Genomic DNA, 24,707 nt, shown 5'->3' with positions numbered 1-24,707 from the left:
CGAACCCGGTTCGACCCGCCGCATCGGCAACTGTCCGCTTGACCCAAGGCCTGCGCGCCGCCATGAAACAGGCCCACGAAACGGGCGTTTCCGCCTGCCGCCGATCCCGATCCGATGCCAATGAAGGAGCCAGAGCCATGGCCCGCCGATCCGCCAAACCTGCCGCGCCCGGAGCCGAGGAGGACCGCGCGCGGTCGCGTCAGATCGGGATTCTCAGGGCGCTCTGGCCCTATATGCGGCCCTATCTGGGGCTGATCGTTGCCGCCATCCTGGCGCTGATCTTCACCTCGGTGGTGTCGCTGACCCTGCCGCTGGCGGTGCGCCGGGTGGTCGACAGCTTCCGCGACGGTCAGGCCCAGCTGCTCGATCAGTATTTCCTGGCGGCGCTGGGGATCGCCGGGCTGCTCGCCGTCGGCACCGGGCTGCGCTATGCGCTGGTGACGCGGCTGGGCGAACGGGTGGTGGCCGATCTGCGCAAGGCGGTCTTCGACCGGGTGATCGGCATGAGCCCGCAGTTCTACGAAAAGATCATGACTGGCGAGGTGCTGAGCCGGATCACCACCGACACAACGCTGATCCAGTCGGTGCTGGGCTCGTCGATCTCCATCGCGCTGCGCAACACGCTGCTGTTCCTGGGCGGCATGGTGCTGATGCTGCTGACCTCGGCCAAGCTGACCGGCATGGTGCTGCTGATCGTGCCGGCGGTGGTGGTGCCGATCCTGGTGCTGGGCCGCCGTCTGCGTCAGGTCAGCCGCGAGAACCAGGACTGGATCGCCGCCTCCTCCGGTAATGCGGCAGAGGCGCTGGGGGCGGTGCAGACCGTCCAGGCCTTCACCAACGAAGGCGCCAGCCGCGCCCGCTTCGCCGAGATGACCGAAACCTCCTATGACGTGTCGCAGCGCCGGATCAAGACACGGGCGCTGCTGACGGTGATCGTGATCTTCCTGGTCTTTACCGGCATCGTCGGGGTGCTGTGGATCGGCGCCCGCGATGTCCGCGCCGGCGCGATGACCGAGGGCATGCTGGTGCAGTTCGTCATCTACTCGGTGCTGGTGGCCGGCGCGGTTGCGGCGCTTTCGGAAATCTGGAGCGAGCTGCAGCGCGCCGCCGGCGCCACCGAGCGGCTGGTGGAGCTGCTGAATGCCGAGGACCGGGTGACCGATCCGGCGGCACCGCTGCCGCTGCCGCGTCCGGTGCGGGGCGAGATCGTCTTCGAGGAGGTGTCCTTCCGCTATCCGGCGCGGCCGGAGACGGCGGCACTCGACGGGATCAACCTGGCGATCCGCCCGGGCGAGACGGTGGCCTTCGTCGGCCCCTCGGGCGCCGGCAAGACCACCATCATCCAGCTGATGCTGCGGTTCTACGATCCCTCCGCGGGGCGGGTGCTGCTGGACGGTCTGCCGCTGGATGCGATGGCGCGGGACGATTTCCGCCGGGCCATCGCGCTGGTGCCTCAGGATCCGGTGATCTTCGCCACCTCGGCGCGAGAGAACATCCGCTTCGGCCGTCCCGGCGCCAGCGATGCCGAGGTCGAGGCCGCCGCCCGCGCCGCCGCGGCGCATGAGTTCATCTCGGCGCTGCCCGAGGGCTACGACAGCGGTGTCGGCGAACGCGGCGTGATGCTGTCGGGCGGGCAGAAACAGCGGATCGCCATCGCCCGCGCCATTCTGCGCGATGCGCCGGTGCTGCTTCTGGACGAGGCGACCAGCGCGCTGGACGCGGAAAGCGAACGCGCGGTGCAGACCGCCGTCGACGAGCTGAGCCAGAGCCGCACCACGCTGATCGTCGCGCACCGGCTCGCCACGGTGAAAAAGGCCGACCGGATCGTGGTGATGGAGGCCGGCCGGATCGTCGCCACCGGCACGCATGAAGAGCTGGTCGCCGATGGCGGGCTCTATGCCCGGCTGGCGCGGCTGCAGTTCACCGACGGGCTGGCGGCGGAATAGTCGCGGCAGGGGCGGGCGGAATGGACGAAACTCCATTCCGAGAATCCCGCAACACCCGGAAATTTCGGCGCTTTTAGCTGGGAAATTGCGCGACGTCATATGTGCGGGGCAGCGATTTTCCGGCCCGCGCGGCTTGCGCCGCCCGGCGTTTGTCCGCAATCATTGGCGGCACTAGATTACCCGGAACCAGGCCGTCAGGGGAGGACGTGACAATGGGCTTTGCCGGAATGGAAGATCGGCTGGCAATCGAAAACGAGATGCCGTGGGAAGAGCGCGATCTGCCGAAAACCCTCTATCACATGCTTGCCGGGACCGCCCACAAATACCCGCAGGGCAAGGCGATCAGTTATCAGCTGCTGTCCGGGCCGAAGGACAAGGCGGAAACCCTGACCTGGTCCGAACTGCTGGGGCTGACCTGCCAGGCGGCGAACCTGTTCCGCTCGCTCGGCATTCACGAGACCGATGTGGTCGCCTGCGTGCTGCCGAACTGCAACGAAACGCTGCTGACCATCCTGGGCGGCGCCATCGCGGGAATCGTCAACCCGATCAACCCGCTGCTTGAGCCGGAACAGATCGCCGCCATCCTGCGCGAAACCAACGCCAAGGTGGTGGTGACGCTGAAGCCCTTCCCGAAGACCGATGTGGCGCAGAAGGTGGCCGAGGCAGTCCGCCACGCGCCGCATGTGAACACGGTGCTTGAGGTTGACCTGAACCGCTATCTTACGCCGCCGAAATCCTGGCTGGTGCCGTTGATGCGGCCGAAGATCGAAGGCAAGGCGATGATCGCCCACGCCGATTACTTCGATTTCACCGCCGAGCTGAGAAAGCAGCCGAACAAGCTGACCTTCGACGATGGCGGCAAGGATCGGGTGGCGTTCTATTTCCACACCGGCGGCACCACGGGCATGCCGAAGGTGGCGCAGCACAAATATTCCGGCGCGATCTACAACGGCTGGGTGGGGCACCGGCTGCTCTTCACCGAAGAGGACAACATGATGTGTCCGCTGCCGCTGTTCCATGTTTTCGCCTGCCACGTGGTGGTGATGGCGGCGCTGGCCTCGGGGGCGCATGTGGTGTTCCCGACACCGGCAGGCTATCGCGGCGACGGTGTCTTCGACAACTTCTGGAAGCTGATCGAACGCTGGAAGATCACCTTCATCATCACCGTGCCCACGGCGATTTCGGCCAAGATGCAGCGGCCGGTCGATGCCGATATCAGCACGGTTAAGACCGCTTTCTCCGGTTCAGCTCCGCTGCCGGTGGAGCTGTTCCGCCGCTTCGAGGAAACCACCGGCGTCAACGTGGTCGAAGGCTACGGGCTGACCGAGGCGACCTGCCTGGTGTCCTGCAACCCGCCCGAGGGCGAGAAGAAGATAGGCTCCATCGGCATTCCCTTCCCCTATTCCGACGTCCGGATCATCAAGGGCACCCCTGAGGGGCCGAAGGACTGCGCCACCGACGAGATTGGCGAAATCTGCGTCTCCACCCCCGGGGTCTATGCCGGCAACACCTATACGGAGGCGGAGAAGAACGTCGATCTCTACTACGACGAAAAATATCTGCGCACCGGCGATCTGGGGCGGATCGACGCGGACGGCTATGTCTGGATCACCGGCCGGGCCAAGGATCTGATCATCCGCGGCGGCCACAACATCGACCCGGCCGAGATCGAAGAGGCGCTGCTGGGCCATGAGGACGTCGCCTTCGCCGGCGCGATCGGCCAGCCCGACCCCTATTCCGGCGAGGTGCCCTGCGCCTATGTCGAACTGGTTGAGGGCGCCACCGTGACCGAGGCGGCGCTGATGGATTATTGCAAGATCCACGTCCACGAGCGCGCCGCCCGGCCGAAGTTCGTCGGCATCCTGGACGAGCTGCCGAAAACTGCCGTCGGCAAGGTGTTCAAGCCGGAGCTGCGCAAGATGGCGATCACCCGCGTCTATAACGCTGCCCTGGAGGCCGCCAATGTCCAGGCCCGCGTCGAAGGCGTGGTCGACGACAAAACCCGGGGGCTGGTTGCCCAGCTTCGCCGCAATGGCGCGGACGACGAAGATGTGGCACATGTGTTGGGGAACTTCACCAACGCATGGGAATGGGAAGAATGACCCGCGACTACAACGCGCTGCTGGACGACGAAATCTGGGCCTTCATCGGCAAGACGGCCGAAAGCTATCCCGAGGACGCGGTGGACAGCTCCATCACCGAACAGCGCCGGGTCTATGATGCCATGTGCCGGGCGTTCCATCAGCCGCATCCCGAAGGGGTGCTGGCCGAGGACGTCTCGGCCGATGGCGTGCCGGTGCGGATCTATACCGCCGGCGACCCCGACCGCACGGTGATGTATTTCCACGGCGGCGGTTTCGTCGTCGGCGGTCTCGACAGCCACGACGATGTCTGCGCCGAAATCTGCGCGCGCACCGGTTATCGCGTGGTGTCGGTGGATTACCGGCTGTCGCCGGAACACAGCCACCCTGCCGCCTTCGACGATTGCTGGACCGCCACCGGCTGGGCCTCCCGCCGGTTCAGCGATCCGCTGGTCCTGGCCGGGGACAGCGCCGGCGGCAACCTGGCGGCGGCCGTGGCGCATCATGCCCGTGGCCGGCTCAAGGGTATTCTGGGGCTGGTGCTGATCTATCCCGGGCTCGGCGGCGACGGCAGCGCACCGTCCTATCGCGACAACGCCAATGCGCCGCTCCTCAGCACGGCGGAGATGAAGTTCTACGAAAACATCCGCCTGGCCGAGGGGCAGGCCCGGCCCGAGGGCGATCCGACCTATGCGCCGCTGCAGGACAGCGATTTCGCCGGCCTGCCAGCCACCGTGATCATCAGCGCCGATTGTGATCCGCTGCGCGACGACGCCGAAACCTATGCCGGCCATCTGCGCGCGGCCGGCGTCAAGGTGCACTGGATCAACGAGCAGGGGCTGGTGCACGGATACCTGCGGGCCCGCCACATGTCGGCGCGCGCGCATGACAGTTTCGAGCGTATCGAGGTGGCGATCGAGGCGCTCGGCCAGAAACTCTGGCCCTACGACGACTGAGCCGGCGCCGGGCTCAAAGCCCGAGCGCGTCCAGCAGCCGGTAGCCGCCGATCGCCGCCGTCACCCCCAGTTTGCGGAAGCCGTGAAACGGCACCGGTTTGACCGGGGTCACCGGGAAATCCAGCGCGCTGACCGGCGTGCCCAGCACCCAATCGGCCATCACCTTGCCCATCGCCGTCCCCATGGCGACGCCGCGCCCGTTGTAGCCGAGCCCGGCCATCAGCCCGTCTTCCAACAGGTGCAGATGCGGATAGTGATCGGCGGTGGCCGCCACGAAACCGCCCCAGGCATAGTCCCAGCTGACACCTTTGAGCTGCGGGAACATCTGTTCCGAGACCTGCCGCAGCGCCGCCAGCTGCCGGGCCGTGCCGCCGTCTGAAAACGCGCCGCGCCCGCCCATGATAAACCGCCCCGCCGCATCGCGCCGGAAATAGAGCAGTAGCCGCCGCGAATCCGAGGGCGCCTGCCGGCCGGGCAGGATGGTTTCGCCCAGATCCCCGAGCGGCGCGGTGGCCACCTGGACCGACCGCACCGGGATCACCGAGCGCGCCAGCGGCGGCCGCAGCCCGTCGGTATAGCCATTGGTGCACAGCAGCACGCGCCGGGCCGTCACCTGGCCCCCGGCGGTGCTGAGCCGGAACCCGGCGCCGGCCCTTTCCAGCCCGGTGGCGCGGCTCTGCCCGTAGATCCTGGCGCCGGCCCGGCGTGCCGCCGCCGCCAGCCCCAGCGCGTAATTCAGCGGATGCAGGTTGCCACCGCGCCGGTCGATCAGCCCGCCGCAATAGACGGGGGTGCCGATCAGATCGGTCACGTCCTGCGCACCGAGCGGCTCCACCGCGGCGCCGCGGCGCTGCCACTGATCCGCCAGATCATGGAACTCGGCGCGGCTCTTCGGCGTATGGGCGGCGCGGATCCAGCCGACCTCCTGGGCATCGCACTCGATGCCGTGGCGGCGCACCAGGTCGAACACCAGCTGCCCGGCGCCCCCGGACATCCGGATCATCCGGCGCCCGGCCTCCGCCCCGAATTGCGCTTCGACCGCATCGGGTGCGTCCTTCAGCCCCGGATTGACCTGGCCGCCATTGCGTCCGGAGGCGCCCCAGCCCGGCTCCTCCGCTTCCAGCAGCACCACGCTGATCCCGGCCTCGGCCAGATGCAGCGCGGCGGAGAGGCCGGTGAACCCGCCGCCGACAATGGCGACATCGGCCTCTTCGGGGCCGGTCAGCGGGGTGGAGCGCGGCGCCGGATGGGCGGTCGCCGTCCAGAGACTGTTGGCGATCACCGGGGCTTCGTTCTGGATCATGTCGGGGGCTTTCGTCTGGGGTCTTGCGCCGCCATTCAGTCTCCATGTCCCGCCGGGGTCAAGCGCGGCCCGACGTCGCCGCCCGACCGGGCTGAGGCAACGCCGCGAAACCGGGCAGCGACCTCAGGTCAGGAAGGGGGCTGCCGTCATCGGTGCCGCGACCGGGGCGCCCAGACGGCTCAGGATGGTCGGGGCCAGCTGCAGCTGGTCGATCACCTGATCGGGTTCCGGTCCCTTTGCCGGGCCGAAGTAATAGAGCGCCGCCTCCTGCTGCAACGGGCTGCGGCCACCGTGATGGCCGCGCTCGTCCTGGCCGTGATCGGCGGTGACGATGATCTCATATCCCATGGCGCGCCACTGATGGATGAAGGGCGCCAGCATCTCGTCCATCATCGCGCAGGCGTGATCCATCTCCTGGCAGTCGTGAAAGAACCGGTGCCCCATGCTGTCGAGCGTGCAGGTGTGCAGCATGCCGTAATTCAGCCCGAACCGCTGGCAGAGGTTGGTCAGCGTGGCGAACAGATCCACGTCCGAGGGCGTCATCTGGTTGATCAGCCCATAGCCGGTCATGGTGTGAAACCGGCCGTGGTTGATCGTCTGGCTCTCCGGTTCGTCATATTCGATGTCGCGCACCAGATCGAAGGGGTGGCGGTTGAAGAAGCTCGACCAGAAGGAATGCGCCACCGCCCCGGTGACACCGCCGGCCTGGCGCACCTGAGAGAACACGTCCGGATGGCTCAGCCGGAACACATTGCCGTTGCCGGTGCAGCCATGTTCCGCCGGCGCCACCCCGGTGTGGATCGAGGCATAGCAGGAGGCCGAAATCGACGGCAGCACCGATCGCAGCTTCCACACCCGCGCTTCGCCGCTGTCGACCCAGCCTTCCAGATTGCCGAACAGCCGACGCCAGTTGCGCCACGGCACCCCATCCAGAATGATCAGCAAAAGCTTGCTCTTCATCGCTCTCTCACCTTGGACGGCCGGGCGCTGCCGGCCTCTTTTTTCTGGCCCGAAATATCCTCGGGGGTGAATTGGCCCCGGAACGGGGCCGAGAGGGGGCAGACTGCCCCCTGCCTGCGCCGGGCCCCGCCGGGGCCCGGCCTTTGGGGATCAGTTGCCGGCGCTTTCCATCTTGCGATGGGCGATGACCTCTTCCAGCCAGCCCAGCTTCATCTCCGGCACCGAGCTCAGCAACAGGTCGGTATAATCGTCGAAGGGCGGGCTCAGCACCTCGGTCTTCGATCCGTAGCGCACCACCTTGCCGCGATACATCACGGCGATGGAATCGGCGATGGCGCGCACCGTCGCCAGATCGTGGGTGATGAAGAGATAAGCCACCCCCTCACGCTTCTGCAGCGCCAGCAGCAGCTTGAGGATGCCATCGGCCACCAGTGGATCGAGGGCCGAGGTCACCTCGTCGCAGATGATCATCTTCGGCTTGGCGGCCAGGGCGCGGGCGATGCAGACCCGCTGCTTTTGTCCGCCGGACAGCTCTGCCGGATAACGGTCGATGAAGCCTTCGCCCAGTTCGATCTGATCCAGCAGTTCCTGGATGCGGGCGCGCTTCTCCCGGCCCTTCAGGCCGAAGTAGAACTCCAGCGGCCGGCCGATGATGGTGCCCACCGTCTGGCGCGGGTTCATCGCCACATCGGCCATCTGATAGATCATCTGCAGTTCGCGCAGATCCTCGCGGCTGCGCCCGGCCAGCGTCGGCGACAGGGTGCGGCCGTCGAAGGTGATGCTGCCGTCCGTCGGCGGCAGCAGCCCGGTGATGGCGCGGGCCAGCGTCGATTTGCCGGAGCCGCTCTCACCCACCACTGCCAGGGTCTGGCCCGGGTGCAGCGCGACCGAGATGTCCTTCAGCACGTCGAACCCGGTGCCGGCATAGCGGGCGGTGACCCGGTCGACTTTCAGCACCGGATCGGGGGAGGGCAGTTTTTCCTCATGCTGGATCGAGCGGACCGAGACCAGCTCGCGGGTGTACTGCTCCTGTGGTGCGTTGATGATCTGATCGGTGGTGCCGTATTCCACCTTGTTGCCGTGGCGCAGCACCATGATGTCATCTGCAACCTGCGCCACCACCGCCAGATCGTGGGTGATATAGAGCGCGGCGACGCCGGTATCGTGGATCGCCTCCTTGATCGCCGCCAGAACGTCGATCTGGGTGGTGACGTCCAGCGCCGTGGTCGGCTCGTCGAAGATCACCAGATCGGGTTCGGGACAGAGCGCCAGCGCGGTCATCGCCCGTTGCAGCTGCCCGCCCGAGACCTGGTGCGGATAGCGCTGGCCGAAGGTCTCCGGATCGGGCAGGCCCAACTTGCCGAAGAGCGCGACGGCGCGCGCCTCGGCCTCGGCTTTGGAGAACTTCTTGTGGTGGATCGCCGCCTCGGTGACCTGTTCCATCAGCTTCTTGGCCGGGTTGAAGGCGGCCGCTGCCGATTGCGCCACATAGGTGACCTCGGCGCCGCGCAGGTCGCGCAGCCGCCGGATGCCGCCCTTGAGGATGTCGCGGCCGTTGATCCAGACTTCGCCTCCGGTGATCTTCACACCGCCCCGGCCATAGCCGAGCGCGGCGAGGCCGATGGTGGATTTGCCGGCACCGGATTCGCCGATCAGCCCCAGAACCCGGCCCTTTTCCAGGGTGAAGGAGACGCCATGGACGATCTCGATCTCCTGCGGCGGTTCCCCGGGCGGATATGCGGTGGCACCGATCTTCAGATTGCGTACGTCAAGCAAGGCATCCGTCATCAGCCGCGCCCTCCTTTCAGCGATGTGGTGCGGTTCAGCACCCAGTCCGCCACCAGGTTGACCGAGATCGCCAACGTCGCGATGGCCAGGGCCGGCAGCAGGGCGGCGGGAATGCCATAGACGATGCCATCCTTGTTCTCCTTGACGATGCCGCCCCAGTCGGCGGCGGGCGGCTGCACGCCGAGCCCGAGGAAGGAGAGGGTGGAGACGAAGAGCACCATGAAGATGAAGCGCATCCCCATTTCGGCGATCAGCGGCGACAGGGCGTTGGGCAGGATTTCCCGGAAGATGATCCAGCCACGGCCCTCGCCGCGCAGCTTGGCGGCCTCGACGTAATCCATCACGTTGATGTCGACGGCGACGGCTCGGGCCAGGCGATAGACGCGGGTGCTGTCCAGCAGCCCCATGACCAGGATCAGCATCGGCACGGTGACCGGCATCACCGACAGCACCACCAGTGCAAAGATCAGCGTCGGGATCGACATCAGCAGATCGATGGCGCGGGACATCACCTGATCGGCCCAGCCGCCCAGCACGGCAGCCAGAAAGCCCAGGATCGCCCCGGTGGTGAAGCTCAGCACGGTGGCGGCGGTGGCGATGAAGATCGTCGTGCGGCCCCCGTAGATCAGCCGGGTCAGGAGATCGCGGCCGATGTTGTCGGTGCCCAGCCAGTGGGCGGCGGAGGAGGGCTCCCAGACGCCACCGACGATCTCGGCCATGCCGTAGGGTGCGATGAGCGGAGCGAGGAGCGCTGCGAGAAAATAGAGTGCGGTAAGAACCAGGCCGACCGCGGCGGCGAATGGTATCCTCATCATTTCGGATGCCTCAGACGCGGATTGGACAGGATCGAGACGATATCGGCGACCATGTTGAGCACGATATAGACGGCGGCGAAGATCAGCCCGCAGGCCTGCACCACCGGCACGTCGCGCTTGGACACGTGATCGACCAGATATTGCCCCATGCCGGGATAGGTGAAGACCACCTCGATCACCACGACGCCGACGACCAGATAGGCCATGTTCAGCATCACGACGTTGACGATCGGCGCGACGGAGTTCGGAAAGGCATGGCGGAAGATGACCATAAAGGAGTTCAGCCCCTTCAGTTCAGCGGTCTCGATATAGGGCGATTGCATCACGTTCAGGATCGCGGCGCGGGTCATGCGCATCATATGCGCCAGCACTACCAGCGTCAGCACCATGACCGGCATCGCCACGGCCGAGAGCTTTTCGCCGAGCGACATGGAATCGTTGATCATCGCGACCGAGGGGAACCAGCGCAGTTTCACCCCGATGAAATACATGATGATGTAGCCGATCATGAATTCCGGGACCGAGATCGAGGCCAGCGTCACCGCCGAGATCAGCTTGTCCGGCCAGCGGTCCTTGTAGCGCACTGCGGTCAGACCCAGCAGGATCGCCAGCGGCACCGAGATCACCGCTGCCCAGAAGGCGAGAAACAGCGTGTTGGACATGCGCGATCCGATCGCGGTGGCAATGTCCTGGCCACTGGTCAGCGCGGTGCCGAGATCGCCGTGGAAGATGCCGGTCAGCCAGTTGATGTATCGGGTGAAGGCAGGATCGTTCAGCCCCAGGTCTCGGCGCAGGTTGGCGAGCGCCTCGGGCGTGGCGGACTGTCCGAGGATCGACTGCGCGACATCGCCGGGCAGGATCAGCGTTCCCACGAAGATCAGGATGGAAACGAGGAACAGCAACAGAAGGCCCAGCGCAATGCGCTGGGCTATGAGTTTTATCGCTGGGCTCATCCGATCAGCCCACCACCCACATCTTCACGGGGGCGAGGTAGTCCATCAGTTCGTAGCCCGGGGTTTCCGCGTAGCCTGCCACGCGGTCGCTGACCCCGTCGATGAAGTCGTTGAACATCGGCAGGATCAGCCCGCCTTCGTCGCGCAGGATCATGCCCATGTCGGCATACATCTGCTTGCGCTTGGCTTCATCCAGCTCGCCGCGCGCGGCGAACAGCAGCTGGTCGAACTTCTCGTTCTTGAACCGGGTGTCGTTCCAGTCCGCCGTGGACAGGTAGGCGGTGGAGAACATCTGGTCCTGCACCGGACGTCCACCCCAGTAGGAGGTACAGAACGGCTTGGCGTTCCAGACCTCGGACCAGTAGCCGTCGTTCGGCTCGCGCTTGATCTCCAGCTTGATGCCGGCCTGGGCCAGCGACTGCTGGAACAGCGCCGAGGCATCCGGCGCGCCGGGGAAGGAGTTGTCCGAGGTGCGCAGCAGGATCGGGCCGTCATAGCCGGATTTCTTGAAGTGGAAGGCGGCCTTGTCCGGATCGTATTCGCGCTGCGTGAATTCGGTGTACAGCGGGTAGGAGGCGTTGATCGGGGTATCGTTGCCGACCGAGCCATAGCCGAACAGCACCTTGTCGACCATTTCCTGGCGGTTGATGCCGTATTTCAGCGCCATGCGCACATCGTTGTTGTCGAAGGGCGCGGTGTCGCAATGCATGATGAACACGTAATGGCCGGGGCCGGATTTGCTGTTCACCGTGATGTTGGGCGCGCGCGCGACTAGAGACGCGGTGCGCGGCGGCACCCGGCCGATCATGTCCACCTGACCCGATTGCAGCGCCGCAACGCGGGCGGTGTCGTCGTTGATCACGATGATTTCAACGGTGTCGGCGAAGCCGCGGCCGCTGTCCCAGCGGTTCGGGTTCTTCTCGAACACGAAACGGACGCCCATTTCGTGATCCTTGAGGATGTAGGAGCCGGTGCCGATCGCCGCGGTGGGATCGTCCTTGCCGCCATCCGGCTGGATCACCAGGTGATAATCGCCCATCAGATAGGGCAGGTCGGCGTTGGCCTGGTCGAGCTCGACGATGAAGTTCATGCCTTCGGTCTTCATGCTCTTGATGCCGCGCATGATACCCAGGGCGCCGGATTTCGATTCCTCGCCGGAATGGCGTTCCATCGTCGCCATGACGTCTTCGGCGGTCAGCGGCTTGCCGTTGGAGAATTCGACGCCTTCCCGGATCTTGAAGGTCCAGGTCTTGGCGTCGGGGCTGGAGGTGATGCTTTCCGCCAGCCGCATTTCCAGGCCGTCGTTGGACAGGTCGACCAGCGGTTCGCCCCACATGCGCTGCACGATGGCCGAAGTCTGGTTCGCTGCCAGTGCCGGATCGAGACTGTCGGTGGAACCACCGCCGGACAGGCCGACGCGGATGGTGCCGCCTTGCTTGGGACCCTCGGCGCGCGCCTTGCTGGTCATCAGGCCGGTGGCGGCGGTCGCGGTCACGCCGAGCGCGGCGGCACGGCCCATGAATTCGCGGCGCGACATCATGCCGGCGATCACGCGGCTCGCGTAGTAGTTGAGTTTGTCGTTCATGTTGGTCTCCCGTTGAGGCAAAGTGTCCTCTGCGTCTGACGCGCAGTTGATTGATCGGTGAATCAAAGGGTCGCGCATTTCCCCCTAGCTCGCAACCATTATTGGCCGGACCCGGTCAGAGTCCGTCGCGCGGAATGCAGTCCGCGACCTCTTGGTGGTGAATTCTTGTGTCGCCGTCGAAGCCTTCGATCTCGGCGCGCAGGTGGAAGTGGGTCGCATCCGACCACATTTCACAGCGGGTTTCGGTGCGCAGGCGCCAGTCGCCCCGCTCCAGTTCGTCGGTCCAGTGGCACCAGCCCCGCGCCGACAGCGGATCGTCGGGATGAATGCTCCAGCGCTCGCGCGCGACAGAGCCGTTGATCAATTCGTGGTCGCAATCCTCGACCTTGCCGAAATCGTCCTCGATCACCAGGGTGACGGTGCCGCTGACCAGGTCGGTTTCGATCCGCCGGGCATGGGCATCCGCGCGCAGGGTGCGAATCTGCCAGGGCTCTTCCGCATCCGGCGGCGGGAAGCTGCATTCGTCGCCGTCGGCGGTGGCCCGCACCGGCAGGTCCAGCCGGCCTTCGGTCAGCGTCAGTTCGGCGGTCTCTGGCGAGGGCCAGATCAGCGGCCAGTAGGCCGAGGAGACGGCGACGCGCAGGCTGTGCCCCGCCGGCATCCGATAGGCGATGTGATCAAGCGGCACGGTGATGTCGTAAACCTGGCCGGGCTGCAGCGGCGCCACCCGATCATGGCCGTCGCGATGGGTCAGGTTCAGCACGCCATAGGTGATCCGCGCCGAGGCGCCGTCGGGGTGCAGGTGATTGAGCCTGACCGCGATCTGCGCCACCGGCTTGTCGGCGCTCAGCTTCAGCCGCAGCACCGGGGCGCCGACGATATCGGTCTCGGTCTCCAGTGGGGCGCCGTCGAAACAGAGCGCGCGGGCATCGTCGCCGCGCTGGTCGCCGGGCATTTCCGGCCCCAGCCAGATGGCGCAATATTCCCCCGCGGCCATGCCGCAGTCGTGTGGCGAGCGCACCGTTGCCGCCAGCGGGCCGGCGGTCTCGCTCAGGCCCCGATCGGTCAGATGCAGGGGCCGGGTCGGCAGGTGGCTGGTGGCGCCCTGGTTTTCGGCGATCCAGCGGCCGGGGCGTTCGGCATACCAGGCCGCCGGTCTCAGCCCGTCCATCAGGTAGACGCGGTAATCGGGATCGGCCTCGACGCCGGTGTCGATCCCCTTCAGCCAGCGGTCCCACCAGCGCAGCGCCTCCTGCAGGAAGCCGATGCGCGGTTCGGGCACCGCGAAATGGGGGTACTTGTGGACCCAGGGGCCGACGATGCCCTTGGCGCCCGGCAGCGCCTCGACCAGTTGCGGCACCGCGTTCTTGTAGCTGTCGCCCCAACCGCCGACGGCCAGAACCTTGGCCTTGATGGCTGAATAATCCTCGCAGACTGAGCCATGGCGCCAGTAGGCGTCACGCCGCTGGTGGCGCAGCCAGGTGGCCGGCAGGAAGGGCTCGGCCGCGAGCCGGTCCAGCCACATCTGCCGCCAGGCCTCGCCAACCAGGGCGGGGTCGGGGGCGCGGCTGGAGTAGGACCACATGGTCGCGCCCCAGCCGAGGTTTTCGTTCAGCAGGCAGCCGCCCTTGTAATGAATGTCATCGGCATAGCGGTCGACGGTGGAACAGAGCGTAATGATCGCCTTCAGCGCTTCCGGCGCCAGCGCCGCCACCTGCAGCGAATTGAAACCGCCCCAGCTGATGCCCATCATGCCGACGCTTCCGTTGCACCAGTCCTGCGCCGCCAGCCAATTGATCACCTCGATCGCGTCGGCCTGTTCCTGGGCGGTATATTCGTCCTCCATCAGACCCTGGCTGTCGCCATTGCCGCGCATGTCGACGCGGACGCAGGCATAGCCGCGCTTGGCGAACCAGGGATGGGTCAGCGCATCGCGGGCGGTGGTGCCGTCGCGCTTGCGATAGGGGAGGTACTCCAGGATGACCGGAACCGGGTCGGACCCTGCGTCCACCGGACGCCAGACCCGCGCCGAAAGTCGGCAGCCGTCAGAGAGGGTAATGCCCAGGTCGGGCAGTTCTTCGATCTCGCGCAGGGCGTTGGACAGAACTGTCATGAGGCGCTTTGTCGCGCGGCCCGGACCCGGATGTCAAGCGCGCAGCGCGACAAGCAAATCCATCACGTTGGTGCCGGTCGGACCGGTGGTCAAAAGATTGTTATTTTGGGACAAATAGGTGCCGCTGTCCGCCCGTCGGAGCGCGGTGTCAGCCCCCGGTCCCCAGGTGTTGGCATCGACCAGGCCGCCGGCATCTTCGGTGGGTCCGTCGGTGCCATCGGTGCCGCCGACGATCAGTGTCAGATCGTCGCAGCCGGCGATTTCCTGCGCCAGCCGGAGCGCCAGCGCCTGATTGCGCCCGCCGCGGCCGGGGTCGTCGGGGAGGGTCACCACCGGCTCTCCGCCCAGCACGATCACGCCGGGCGCCATCGCCCTGAGGCGCGGCCCCCACCGCGCGGCAACCCGGTCGGGATCGTCATGCAGGGCCTCCTCCTCCGCCAGCACCTGCAGTCCCATGGCACGGGCGGCGGAGGCGGCGGCGGCCCGCGCGATGGCATTTGAAGCGACGATCTCGGCGCCATAGGCGAAGGCGGAATCGGTCGGCGCGGCGCCGATGCCGGAGCCGATCACCGCGATATCGTCACCCGGCACGTCGGAGATCGCCAGCACGCGGGCGCGGGCGCCCCGGAAGTCGGCGAGCAGGCCGCCGCCCTTGATCCGTGACAGTTTGCGCCGCTCGGCGTTCATCGCCGTGATGTCGAGCCCGGCCGCCAGCAGCCGCCGGTTCAGCGCTGCCAGATCGTCGAGCGTGCTTCCCGGCGCCAGATCCTCGGCCAGGGCGGAGGCGCCGCCGGAGACCAGTAGCAGCAGCTCGGACCCCGGCGGCATCGCCGCGACGGCCTCCCGCAGCGCCCGGCCGCCCGCGAGGCTGCGGGCGTCGGGCACCGGATGGGCGGCCTCGATCAGCTCCGCCTCGGGCGGCAGTCCGGCCCCGTGACCGTCCTTGGTCACCACCAGCGCCGGCACGGCGGGAAACCGCGCCATCGCCGCCCGCGCCATGGCGGTGGCCGCCTTGCCGACGGCCAGGATGCGGTCGGGGGCGGGGGGCGCCTCCGTGGTCGCGGCGGCGGCCAGCGCGCGGGCGGTCGCAGTCTCGCCGTCGACGGCATCGACCCCGGCTTGCCAGATCGCCCGGACAGCGGCGCGGCGGTCCATTCAGACCTCCATCCAGATGGTGATCGGACCGTCGTTGATCAGCCCGACCTTCATGTCGGCGCCGAACCGGCCCTTTGCCACCGGCACGCCCTGGGCGGCCATCTGACCGGCGAAATATTCATAGAGCCGTTCGCCCTCGGCCGGCGGCGCGGCGGTAGAGAAGCCGGGGCGGTTGCCGCGCGAGGTATCGGCGGCCAGGGTGAACTGGCTGACCACCAGGGCGGCGCCGCCGATATCCAGAAGCGACCGGTTCATCTTGCCGGCCTCGTCCTGAAAAATCCGCAGCTTGGCGATCTTGGCGGCCAGCTTGTCGGCGTTGGCCTCGGTATCGCCCTGCATGGCGCAGATCAGGATCAGCAGCCCCTGATCGATTTCGCCCAGCGTTTCGCCATCCACTTTCACCCGGGCCTCGGAGACCCTCTGGATCAATGCGCGCATTCTGTTTCCTTCCATGTCGGTGCGTCGGCGCCGGGGCGGGCGACGCTGAGGCTGGCCGCCCGCAGCCCGTGGCCGATGGCATGGCGCAGCGCCACTTCCGGCGGCGCCAGCGGTTTGCACAGGTAGCCCTGCCGCGCCAGATAGGCCAGCGTTCCGGCGGCGAAGATATCGCCGGCGCCAACGGTATCGACCACCTCTGCCCGCGGTGCAGGCAGAACGAAGACATCTGGCCCGCGCCAGCAGACCGCGCCGGCGGCACCGCGGGTGTGCAGCAGCATCGGCACCTCGGCGCGCAGACGGTCCAGCGCCCCGCCGCCCAACCAGTCCAGGTCCTCGTCGGAGACCTTGACGACATCGGCCAGTGCCACCAGCCGGGTCAGCCGGGCGCGATAGGCGGCAGCATCGCGGATCAGCCCGGGGCGGATGTTCAGATCGAGCCAGATCAGCCGCCGGCCGGCCTCGCGCCGCGCCAGCGCCTCGAAGGCCTCTGCCGCCGGTGGCGCGATCAGGCTGATACCGCCGAAGACCAGTGCCCGGGCGGTGTCGGGCAGCCGGTCGGGCAAATCGGCAGGGGCATAGAGCGCACCGGCGGTGCCGAGATCGTAGAGATCGAAGCGGGTGCCACCGTCCACGGGATGGGCCAGCGCCAGCGGGCAGGGCCGGTCGGAGCGTTGCGCCAGGCTCAGATCGACGCCGGCCTCGGTCAGCGCCCGAGCCAGACCGGTGCCGCCCGGATCGGTGGAGAGCGCCCCGATGAAGCCCGCCGCGATCCCCTGACGCGCCAGCGCCCGGGCGGTGTTCAGGGCCGCGCCGCCGGGCACCGCGCGATAGCCCGGGCCGCCGCCCGCCAGCGCTGCCGGCACCATGTCCAGCACCGCCTCGCCGCAGCAGTAGACCGATGGTGTGCTCATCCGCGCCAGTCCACGATCTCGTCGACCTCGGCGCGCGGGGTGCGGAACCGGTTCGCCGGCGCATCGTCCTGCGCATAACCGAAGGAGATCGCGCAGAGGATCAGCCGGTCTTCGGGGATGTCGAAGTGACGGTGCAGGAAGGGGGCGAAGCTGGCGACAGCCGCCTGCGGGATGGTGGCCACCCCGGCGGCCTGGGCGGCGAGGCAGAAGCCGGTGACGAAACCGCCGCAATCGAGGGCGCCATAGGGGCCGAGGGCAGAGGGGGAGGAAAGGATCGCGCAATGCGGCGCATCGAAGAGCGCGAAGTTACGGGCGTTCTGCCGGGCCGAGCCGTCGCGGTCACCCTTGGTGACGCCGACGGCCTCGTAAAGCTGCCAGCCGCAGCCGCGGCGGCGGTCGCGATAGACCCCGGGATAGCTTTCGGGAAACGGCAGGTCGGGGGCATGGGCGCCGGTGGCGGCCTCTGCCATCAGCCCCCCGCGCAGCGCCTCGGTCTCGGCGCCGGAGGTCAGGGTCACCTGCCAGGGCTGGGCATTGCACCAGGATGGCACCCGCCGGGCGCTGGCAACGATCGCCTCGATCACCGGGCGGGGCACCGGATCGGGGCGAAAGGCGCGGCAGGAATAGCGCGCCGCCATCAGCGAATCGAGATCGGCGGGGGTGACGGTCATGACATGGCTCCTCTTCCAGCGTCGCAGCGCAGCATGGCGCCGGGCGGAAGCGGGGGCAAGGGCCGCGTCGGCAGCCAAGAGGGGCGGCGCGGCGCGGGCCCCAGCCTATTGGTTCATTGCCGCGACATACCCGATGCCCGCCGCGACGGCGAGGCCCAGCACCACCGCGATGGCGATCTTGATCGCCGACCAGGGGCGTTCCCCCTGCACCCGGCCGCTGCGCCCGTTGACGACAAAGCGATAGGTCTTGCCGCGATATTTGTAGGCCGCCAGCCAGACCGGCAGCAGCACGTGTTTGAAAGTCACATCGCGCACATCGGTGTTGATCTGATGGATCCGCTGCTGATCGCCGCCGATGTCGAACCGCACGTCGCGTTCGATCACCCGCGCCATGTGGGCGCGCGCCTCGCCATAGCCCTCTTCCAGCCCGAGGGTATAGGCCTCGGCCCGGAACCCGGCGAGATACTCGGGGCGGTAGGGTTCGAGCGCGGCCAGATCCCAGGGCTCCAGCGCGTCCGTATAGCGTTTCGGCAGGCTCTTTGAGGCCAGCACCAGCACATCGTCGAAGAACCGCGCCACCCGGCCGGAACGCGGGCTCCAGCGGATTTTCGGTACCTGTTCCTGCACCCGCTTGCCGTCGCGCACCACCACCCTGGTCACGTAATAGACATCGCCGCGCTCGCCGCGATAGCTGGAGGTGGTATCGGCATCGAAGGTCCAGTAGGGCACGTAGATCCCCTGCATCCGGCGGCCCTTGCGGGCATAGTCCTTCAGCCCGTTGGGGGCGAACCACAGCCGCCCGAGCCAGTCGCTCATCGCCTGATGCGCGGCGCGCTCGTCATAGGCGAAGGGCAGCACCCCCTTCGGCTTGATCTGCCGGCTGATGCCGGTGTCGGTGACCACCGGGGTGGCGCAGAACGGGCATTCGGCGGCATGGGTGGCGGGATCGAATTCGAAATGCGAACCGCAGTTGGGGCAGGTGACGGTGCGGGTTTCCTCGGTCTCCGTCTCCGGCAGCCGATGCGCCACGGCGGCGTCGAAATCCAGCTCCTTCAGCTGGGCCTTGCCCCAGGGGCTGGAGGCGATCTGATGGCTGTGGCCGCAATGATCGCAGATCAGCATCCCCTGAGCCGGGTCATAGCGGTAATCGGCGCCGCATTGCTCGCAGGGAAACCGGTGTTCGACCAGACCGTCCGCGGGCGCGGCCGGCGCGGCGATGCTCTCCGCAACGGCGAGGGTGGGCGGCGGTGTCGGGGCGCCCGGGGGCGGCGGAGGCGTGGCGGTCATGGTCGGCAGCTTCGGGTCTGGCGGGGAACGGCAACGGGTGGCGGCGGATCAGCCTGCAGGCGGCGGGGGCGGCGGCGGCAGGACGGTGAAGAGCTGCGCCAGTTCCTGCACGTCCTCGGCATGTTTCCAGCCGTCCTGCCCGGCGGTCCAGACATAGGTGTCGCGCTTCAGTTCGCCGGCGCTGGCCATCCGGCCCAGATCGGCCCGCGAGAACGGACCCTTGGTCTCGCCGTTTTCGGCCAGGTGCCAGACATGTTCCACCGGCGGCGGTGGCGGCACCGGGCTGGCGGTTTGCCGGGCCGGCTGCGGCTGCTGGGCGGGGGCAGCGCCCCAGGGGCCGGCCTGATGTGCCATCTGGTTGGCCATCGCCATGCCCATGCCGGCACCGAGACCGGCGGCCATGCCGCCGCCCGCCGGGTTCTGCGCCGCTGCCGTCATCGCCTCGGCGGCGGAATACTGGGTGAAGCGGCCGAGATCGCCCGCCAGCCCCATCGAAGTGCGCTTGTCCAGCGCCGCCTCGACCGCAGGGGGCAGCGAGATATTCTCGATATAGAACTCCGGCATCTCCAGCCCGTAGCTGTCGAGCGTCGGCGACACTTCCTTGGCGATCAGCTTGCCGAGATCGGCGGTATTGGCGGCCATGTCCAGCACCGGGATGCCCGACCCGGCGATCACCCGGGAGAACTCCTGCACGATGATGTTGCGGATCTGGAAGCTGATCTCGTCCATAGTGAATTCGCCGTCGGTGCCGACGATCTCGACCAGGAAGCGGGCGGCGTCCCGGACCCGGATGGTATAGGTGCCGAAGGCGCGGATGCGGGTCGGGCCGAACTCCGGATCGCGCAGCATGATGGGGTTCTTGGTGCCCCATTTCAGATCGTTGAACCGCGTCGTGTTGACGAAGTAGATCTCGGACTTGAACGGCGATTTGAAGCCGTGATCCCAATGCTGCAGCGTCGTCAGGATCGGCATGTTGTTGGTCTCGAGCATGTAGAGACCGGGGGTGAAGACATCCGCCAGCTGGCCTTCGTGCACGAAGACGGCGGCCTGGCCCTCGCGCACCGTCAGCTTGGCGCCGTATTTGATCTCATGCCCTTCGCGTTCGAACCGCCAGACCATGGTGTCGCGGGTGTCGTCCACCCAGTGGATGACGTCGATGAACTGACCGGAGAGGAAATCGAAAATACCCATGCGTTAGCCTTTGGATGCAAGTGTGGCAGAGGTCGGGGCCGCCAGCGGACGGCCCGTCGGGGTGGGGGACAGCCGGTGATTTCAGGGCCATCATATCGGGCCCGGCCCTTGGGGGAAAGCACCGGGGGCGTCCCGTCCCGCCCCGGGACGGGCCCGGGGTCCGGGCAGCGCGGTATCGCGGGGGCCGCGATCACAGCTTCTGCCCCATCAGCTCCCGGGCGATGATGCGGGTGACGGGGCGGGCCTGGTCCGGGGTCATGCCGGTTTTCAGCCGCGGGTCGTAGAGCAGTTTCAGCAACAGCTCGTCATGGTCGGTCAGCAGAGCGAATTCGTCGTCGTCGTTGAAGATCGACGGCCGCGCCTCGGGGCTGTCATTGGGCAGGCCGAGCCCCTGGGCCAGCTCTTCGTGGACGCAGGCGAGCCGCACCAGTTCGGGATGCTCGGCGCGGATCAACGCCACGGCGCGGGTATAGCTGTTGGGGGTGCGCGGTCCGGCAACGGCAATCACCAGACAATAGAACGATCGTGGCAGATGGCCGAACATCGCCAGTTCCGAGGCGCTGATCGAGGGGATCAGCTGTTTCATCCGCTTCTGGATGAAGGCGCTGTCGTCCTCGCCGGCGACGAAGACATGGAAATTCGCGCCACGGCCACCGCGCGCCATGGTGATCGAATGGCCGCTGACCCGGTTCAGCCGGCTGACGTAGCCGGTGATGCTGTTGCCGTCCGAGGTCCGCTGATCGAGCGGTACGCTGGCACCGTATTCGATGGCGACCCGCACCGGCACATCCCAGCGGCTGAGCGCCCCGGCGGCGCCCGGTCCACCGGGCATCGGGCCACGGGAATATTCGTCGAAAAAGGCGATATCCTCGAAATCCTGCACCAGATCGTCGGCGGTGAACGGGGTGTCGGGTCCGCCGCCATCGGTGCGCAGCAGGCCGCGGGTCAGCAGATCGTTCTGCACCTTGGCGTAATAGCGCGCCAGTTCGCGGCTGCGGTCCGAACGGGGCTGCGGCTCCTGTGGCTTGAGCGCGGCGGGGCGCGCCTGCGGCATCGGCGAGCTGCGCGGGCCGGTCTCGTCGCAGCCCGCCAGCACGAGCGCCGCGAGGCCGATCCCGGCCAGCCATCCGCGTCCCGGTGACAGCATCCGCCGCATCCCGCCGGTCCCGGCCTCAGCCCGGCACCGCGGTGCCGGCGGTATCGCCCAGCCCGGTCTTCTTGGCCTTGGCGGCGGCCAGAGTGTCGCGCAGCTCGTGTTCCATCTTGGTCAGCTCCTGTTCGGCGGCGGCGCGTTTGGCCTTGCCCTCGTCGGCGATTGCCAGGCTTTCCTGAATGGTGCCGATCAGATCGGCATTGGCCTGTTTCACCGCCTCGATATCGAAGACGCCGCGCTCCATCTCCTGGCGGATGACCTTGTTGCTCTCGCGCAGGTTCTTGGCGTTGGCGGTCAGCAGCTCGTTGGTGAGGTCGTTGGCGTCGCGCACCGCCGCCGCTGCCTCGGCCGAGCGCTGGATGGTCACCGCTTGGGCCAGCTGGGTTTCCCACAGCGGCACGGTGTTCACCAGCGTCGAATTGATCTTGGTGACCAGCGACTTGTCGTTCTCCTGCACCAGCCGGATCGAGGGCAGCGACTGCATGGTGACCTGGCGGGTCAGCTTCAGATCGTGGACGCGGCGTTCCAGATCGTCGCGGGCGGCGCGCAGGTCGCGCAGCTCCTGTGCCTTCATCACCTGATCGTTCTCGGCGGCCGCCTGCACCTCGGCCTCCTTGGCGGGGATCTCGGTACGGTCGAGCTCGGCCAGTTTCTCCTCGCCGGCAGCGATATAGAGCGCCAGCTCGTCATAGAAGGTCAGCGTCTTCTCATAGAGCAGGTCGAGCGACTTGATGTCCTTCAGCAGCGTGTGTTCGTGCTTCAGCAGATCGTCGGTGATCTTGTCGATCTGACCCTGCACCTCCTCATACCGGGCGGTGAACTTGGCGAAGGGGGCGGCGCGGCCGATCAGTTTTTCCCAGAAGCTGCGCTGGCGGCGCACGTCGAGCTCGGAGACCGAGAAGCCGCGGATGGTGGTGACGATATTGCGCAGGGAATCGCCGGCGGGGCCGACATCCTTGTTGCGCACGCCCGACAGCATCGCCTGGCTGATTTCCTGCAGCTCGACCTGGGCGCCGGAGCCGAAGGAGACGATGGAATTGGTGTCGCCCATGTCGATCTCATCCATCCGCTTGCGGATCTCGGCACCGGCCTCGGGGCTGGCCTCCTGCAGCGGCACGACCTCGCCGCCCGGCTCCGGCAGCACGACGCCGGCCACCTGATCGACTTCGGTTTGCTTGGCCGCAGCCTGTTTCTGGATCGTGTCGGACATGTAAACGGTTCCTCGTTGAGATGATGGCCGGTCAGTCGAGCCGGACGCCTTCGCGCTGCAGCCGATCCCGCAGCACCTCGATTTCCACAGTCAGGTCGCTGCGGTCGTTGGCAAGCATCGCCTTGGTCCGGGCGGCGAAATTTTGCTCAAGATCGGTCAGCAGGCGGGTGTAGTCCTCGCGGGCCCGGGCATCGTGATCGCAGGCATAGAGATCGGCAAACTTCTCGGTCGCGTCACGCGCGCCCATCAGATAGACGCTCATGTAGCGCCGCGCGCCAGTCAGGTCGCGGGGGTCTTCCTCGACGGTGCGGAACAGGTCGCGGGCGATTTTCTGGAACTGTTCCACCCGCGCCTCCATCCGCCGGTCGCCGGTACGGCCGATCGCCCGGGTCATCGCGGTCAGATACGCCTCGGCCTCTTCCACCGCGCGGGCGACCCGGTCCTGCTGAAACCCGTCGATGCCCTCGGTTCCCTTGTCGCGCAGCGGATCGATGCCGAAGGCCAGCCCATGCAGCACCAGCGCTGCGCCACCGTAGATCAGCGGTGCCAGCAGCCCGGCCTCGGCGTTACGCCAGGCGGCGATGCCGGCCCCGAGCCCGGTCAGCACCGAGGCGATCATCTTGCGGGGCAGGGCGGGGCGGCGGGCGACCTTGCGGGCGTAATAGGCGGCCTCCGCTCTCAGCCCCTCGCGCGTCATGAAGGCACCGGCGGCCAGCAGCGCTGCGCCGCCCAGCCCGGTGGCCAGACCCAGCGCGCCGCCGGTCAGCGACATCAGCCCCATAACGACGGCGGGGGTGAACAGCAGGTTGACCCGGGCACCGACCGGATCGACCCGGGCGCCGGCATAGCTGCCTTTTACAGGCGCGGCAGCGGTATCGGGGGTGTCGGCGGAAGGATCGCCGGGGGTGGGGCTGTATTTCCCACCGTAGCGCTGCGCCATCGGATCAGAGCCCCCCGAGCCAGCCGGCCGCCACCCCGAAGAGCAGGATCAGCAGGGCGATATAGGCGAATTTCTGTAGTCCCGTCCGTGACATCGGTCACCCCAGCGCAGCGAAGGTCAGGGCTAAGGTAGGTCATGCGGCGGGGGCATTCTAGGGGGAACCGGCGCTTTGCGGTATCAGCACCGCCGGGTCAGCCGCGTCGGGGCCGGCCGCCGGGCCCGCCCGAGGGGCGGGTGCCGGGCTTGGCCTGACGGCTGCCGCGCGGGCCGGTGCCGGACTTGTGCCCGGCACTGTCCGTCGTCTTCGGGCCTGGTCGGGCCCCGAACGTCTTGCCGGGCTTGGTGCCGGGTTTGCCGCCGCTCCGGGGGCCGGCCTTGGCGGCAGGACCGGGGGCTGTCATCGGTTTGCCGGCGGGCCGGTCGCCCGTCTTGGGCGTCCGCCGCAGCCGTGGTTTCTGGCCGGCCTTGGGGGCCTCTTCCGGCTCCGGCGCCAGTCCCAGCTGATCGCGCAGCACCCTGCGGCGGATTTCCTCGACCTCGCCGGACTTGAGATTGCCCAGCTGGAACGGCCCGTAGGAAATCCGGATCAGCCGGTTCACGGAGAAGCCCACCGCCTCCATCGCGCGGCGAATCTCGCGGTTCTTGCCCTCGCGCAGCCCGATGGTGAGCCAGGCATTGGCCCCTTGCTGGCGGTCGAGGCTGACGATCATCGGCTGGAATTTCTCCTCTCCGATGGTGATCCCCTTGCGCAGGGTTTCGAAATCCTTCTCCTCGGGGCGGCCGTTGATGCGGACGCGGTATTTGCGCAGCCAGCCGGTCGAGGGCAATTCCAGCTGGCGTTTCAGCCCGCCGTCGTTGGTCAGCAGCAACAGCCCCTCGGAATTCAGGTCGAGCCGGCCGACGCTCATCACCCGGGGCATCTCCTCGGGCAGGGCGTCGAAGATGGTCTTGCGGCCCTGTTCGTCGCGCGCCGTGGTCACCAGACCGGTGGGCTTGTGATAGAGCCAAAGCCGGGCCGGTTCCGGCGCCGCCAGCGGTTTGCCGTCGACCGCGATCCTGTCCTTGTCGGTGACATTCAGCGCCGGGCTGTCGATCACCTTGCCGTTGACGCTGACGCGGCCGGCTTCGATCATGCGCTCGGCCTCGCGGCGCGACGCGACGCCGGCGCGGGCCAGGATCTTGGCGATGCGGTCGCCTTCTGGGGTCTTGGTGCTCATGTCATCGGCCTTAGCCGATCGCGCGGGCTTGCGA

Annotated in this window: 20 protein-coding genes; 3 read left to right on the top strand and 17 right to left on the bottom strand. The window is 67.4% G+C overall.

The annotated features are described in order from the left end of the window. The first annotated feature begins 137 nt into the window (after nucleotides 1-137). The 3 genes from QO033_RS10815 to QO033_RS10805 all read left to right on the top strand — a co-directional run bounded on the left by QO033_RS10815 (nucleotide 138) and on the right by QO033_RS10805 (nucleotide 4,983). Nucleotides 138-1,946, top strand: a complete 1,809-nt coding sequence (locus tag QO033_RS10815; RefSeq protein ID WP_284480977.1) for an ABC transporter transmembrane domain-containing protein — start codon at nucleotides 138-140, stop codon at nucleotides 1,944-1,946. 212 nt (nucleotides 1,947-2,158) lie between these two features. Then, nucleotides 2,159-4,048 carry an acyl-CoA synthetase gene (locus tag QO033_RS10810; protein ID WP_284480976.1) on the top strand — a complete coding sequence of 630 codons (1,890 nt, stop codon included), beginning with the start codon at nucleotides 2,159-2,161 and terminating at the stop codon, nucleotides 4,046-4,048. Further along, nucleotides 4,045-4,983: an alpha/beta hydrolase gene (locus QO033_RS10805; protein WP_284480975.1), complete on the top strand. Its 939-nt coding sequence runs from the start codon at nucleotides 4,045-4,047 to the stop codon at nucleotides 4,981-4,983. The genes QO033_RS10810 and QO033_RS10805 overlap by 4 nt, the downstream gene beginning before the upstream one ends. Before the next feature lie 13 nt (nucleotides 4,984-4,996). Here the strand turns inward: QO033_RS10805 and QO033_RS10800 are convergent, their stop codons facing one another. The 17 genes from QO033_RS10800 to QO033_RS10720 all read right to left on the bottom strand — a co-directional run bounded on the left by QO033_RS10800 (nucleotide 4,997) and on the right by QO033_RS10720 (nucleotide 24,673). Then, entirely contained in the window at nucleotides 4,997-6,286 is a 1,290-nt protein-coding gene (locus QO033_RS10800) for an NAD(P)/FAD-dependent oxidoreductase (protein ID WP_284480974.1), read from the bottom strand. A 123-nt stretch (nucleotides 6,287-6,409) separates the two neighbouring features. Then, a complete protein-coding gene (locus QO033_RS10795; RefSeq protein ID WP_284480973.1) occupies nucleotides 6,410-7,246 on the bottom strand; it encodes an alkaline phosphatase family protein in 837 nt (278 codons plus the stop codon). A 150-nt stretch (nucleotides 7,247-7,396) separates the two neighbouring features. Next, a complete protein-coding gene (locus QO033_RS10790) occupies nucleotides 7,397-9,034 on the bottom strand; it encodes an ABC transporter ATP-binding protein (RefSeq protein ID WP_284480972.1) in 1,638 nt (545 codons plus the stop codon). Continuing rightward, nucleotides 9,034-9,849 carry an ABC transporter permease gene (locus QO033_RS10785; RefSeq protein ID WP_284480971.1) on the bottom strand — a complete coding sequence of 272 codons (816 nt, stop codon included), beginning with the start codon at nucleotides 9,847-9,849 and terminating at the stop codon, nucleotides 9,034-9,036. The genes QO033_RS10790 and QO033_RS10785 overlap by 1 nt, the downstream gene beginning before the upstream one ends. Beyond that, nucleotides 9,846-10,802 (bottom strand): ABC transporter permease, encoded by a 957-nt coding sequence (locus QO033_RS10780; RefSeq protein ID WP_284480970.1) that lies wholly within the window; start codon nucleotides 10,800-10,802, stop codon nucleotides 9,846-9,848. The genes QO033_RS10785 and QO033_RS10780 overlap by 4 nt, the downstream gene beginning before the upstream one ends. A 4-nt stretch (nucleotides 10,803-10,806) precedes the next feature. Continuing rightward, complete coding sequence (locus QO033_RS10775; RefSeq protein WP_284480969.1) at nucleotides 10,807-12,387, bottom strand: ABC transporter substrate-binding protein; 1,581 nt, start codon at nucleotides 12,385-12,387, stop codon at nucleotides 10,807-10,809. 115 nt (nucleotides 12,388-12,502) lie between these two features. Then, a complete protein-coding gene (locus QO033_RS10770; protein WP_284480968.1) occupies nucleotides 12,503-14,500 on the bottom strand; it encodes a CocE/NonD family hydrolase in 1,998 nt (665 codons plus the stop codon). 33 nt (nucleotides 14,501-14,533) lie between these two features. Beyond that, a complete protein-coding gene (locus QO033_RS10765) occupies nucleotides 14,534-15,655 on the bottom strand; it encodes a DUF4147 domain-containing protein (RefSeq protein WP_284480967.1) in 1,122 nt (373 codons plus the stop codon). Continuing rightward, the gene (dtd, locus tag QO033_RS10760) at nucleotides 15,656-16,093 is read right to left on the bottom strand and encodes a D-aminoacyl-tRNA deacylase (RefSeq protein ID WP_284480966.1); all 438 of its coding nucleotides are present in this window, start codon (nucleotides 16,091-16,093) and stop codon (nucleotides 15,656-15,658) included. Continuing rightward, the gene (locus QO033_RS10755) at nucleotides 16,081-17,004 is read right to left on the bottom strand and encodes a carbohydrate kinase family protein (protein WP_284480965.1); all 924 of its coding nucleotides are present in this window, start codon (nucleotides 17,002-17,004) and stop codon (nucleotides 16,081-16,083) included. Before QO033_RS10755 ends, dtd begins: the two co-directional genes overlap by 13 nt. Further along, a complete protein-coding gene (locus QO033_RS10750) occupies nucleotides 17,001-17,675 on the bottom strand; it encodes a nitroreductase (RefSeq protein WP_284480964.1) in 675 nt (224 codons plus the stop codon). The genes QO033_RS10755 and QO033_RS10750 overlap by 4 nt, the downstream gene beginning before the upstream one ends. A gap of 105 nt (nucleotides 17,676-17,780) precedes the next feature. Then, entirely contained in the window at nucleotides 17,781-18,962 is a 1,182-nt protein-coding gene (locus QO033_RS10745; protein WP_284480963.1) for a TFIIB-type zinc finger domain-containing protein, read from the bottom strand. Nucleotides 18,963-19,010: 48 nt separating this feature from the next. Further along, nucleotides 19,011-20,153 carry an SPFH domain-containing protein gene (locus tag QO033_RS10740; protein ID WP_284480962.1) on the bottom strand — a complete coding sequence of 381 codons (1,143 nt, stop codon included), beginning with the start codon at nucleotides 20,151-20,153 and terminating at the stop codon, nucleotides 19,011-19,013. 190 nt (nucleotides 20,154-20,343) lie between these two features. Beyond that, nucleotides 20,344-21,300: a DUF2927 domain-containing protein gene (locus QO033_RS10735; RefSeq protein WP_284480961.1), complete on the bottom strand. Its 957-nt coding sequence runs from the start codon at nucleotides 21,298-21,300 to the stop codon at nucleotides 20,344-20,346. A 25-nt stretch (nucleotides 21,301-21,325) separates the two neighbouring features. Then, on the bottom strand, nucleotides 21,326-22,516 hold the full coding sequence (locus QO033_RS10730; protein ID WP_284480960.1) for a toxic anion resistance protein: 1,191 nt from the start codon (nucleotides 22,514-22,516) through the stop codon (nucleotides 21,326-21,328). Between the two features lie 31 nt (nucleotides 22,517-22,547). After that, nucleotides 22,548-23,456, bottom strand: a complete 909-nt coding sequence (locus QO033_RS10725) for a 5-bromo-4-chloroindolyl phosphate hydrolysis family protein (RefSeq protein WP_284480959.1) — start codon at nucleotides 23,454-23,456, stop codon at nucleotides 22,548-22,550. A 191-nt stretch (nucleotides 23,457-23,647) separates the two neighbouring features. Next, the gene (locus QO033_RS10720) at nucleotides 23,648-24,673 is read right to left on the bottom strand and encodes a pseudouridine synthase (RefSeq protein ID WP_284480958.1); all 1,026 of its coding nucleotides are present in this window, start codon (nucleotides 24,671-24,673) and stop codon (nucleotides 23,648-23,650) included. Nucleotides 24,674-24,707 lie beyond the last annotated feature (34 nt).

Source organism: Pseudodonghicola flavimaris (assembly GCF_030164425.1).
Classification (GTDB): domain Bacteria; phylum Pseudomonadota; class Alphaproteobacteria; order Rhodobacterales; family Rhodobacteraceae; genus Pseudodonghicola; species Pseudodonghicola flavimaris.
This window is presented reverse-complemented; position numbering and strand designations above follow the sequence as displayed.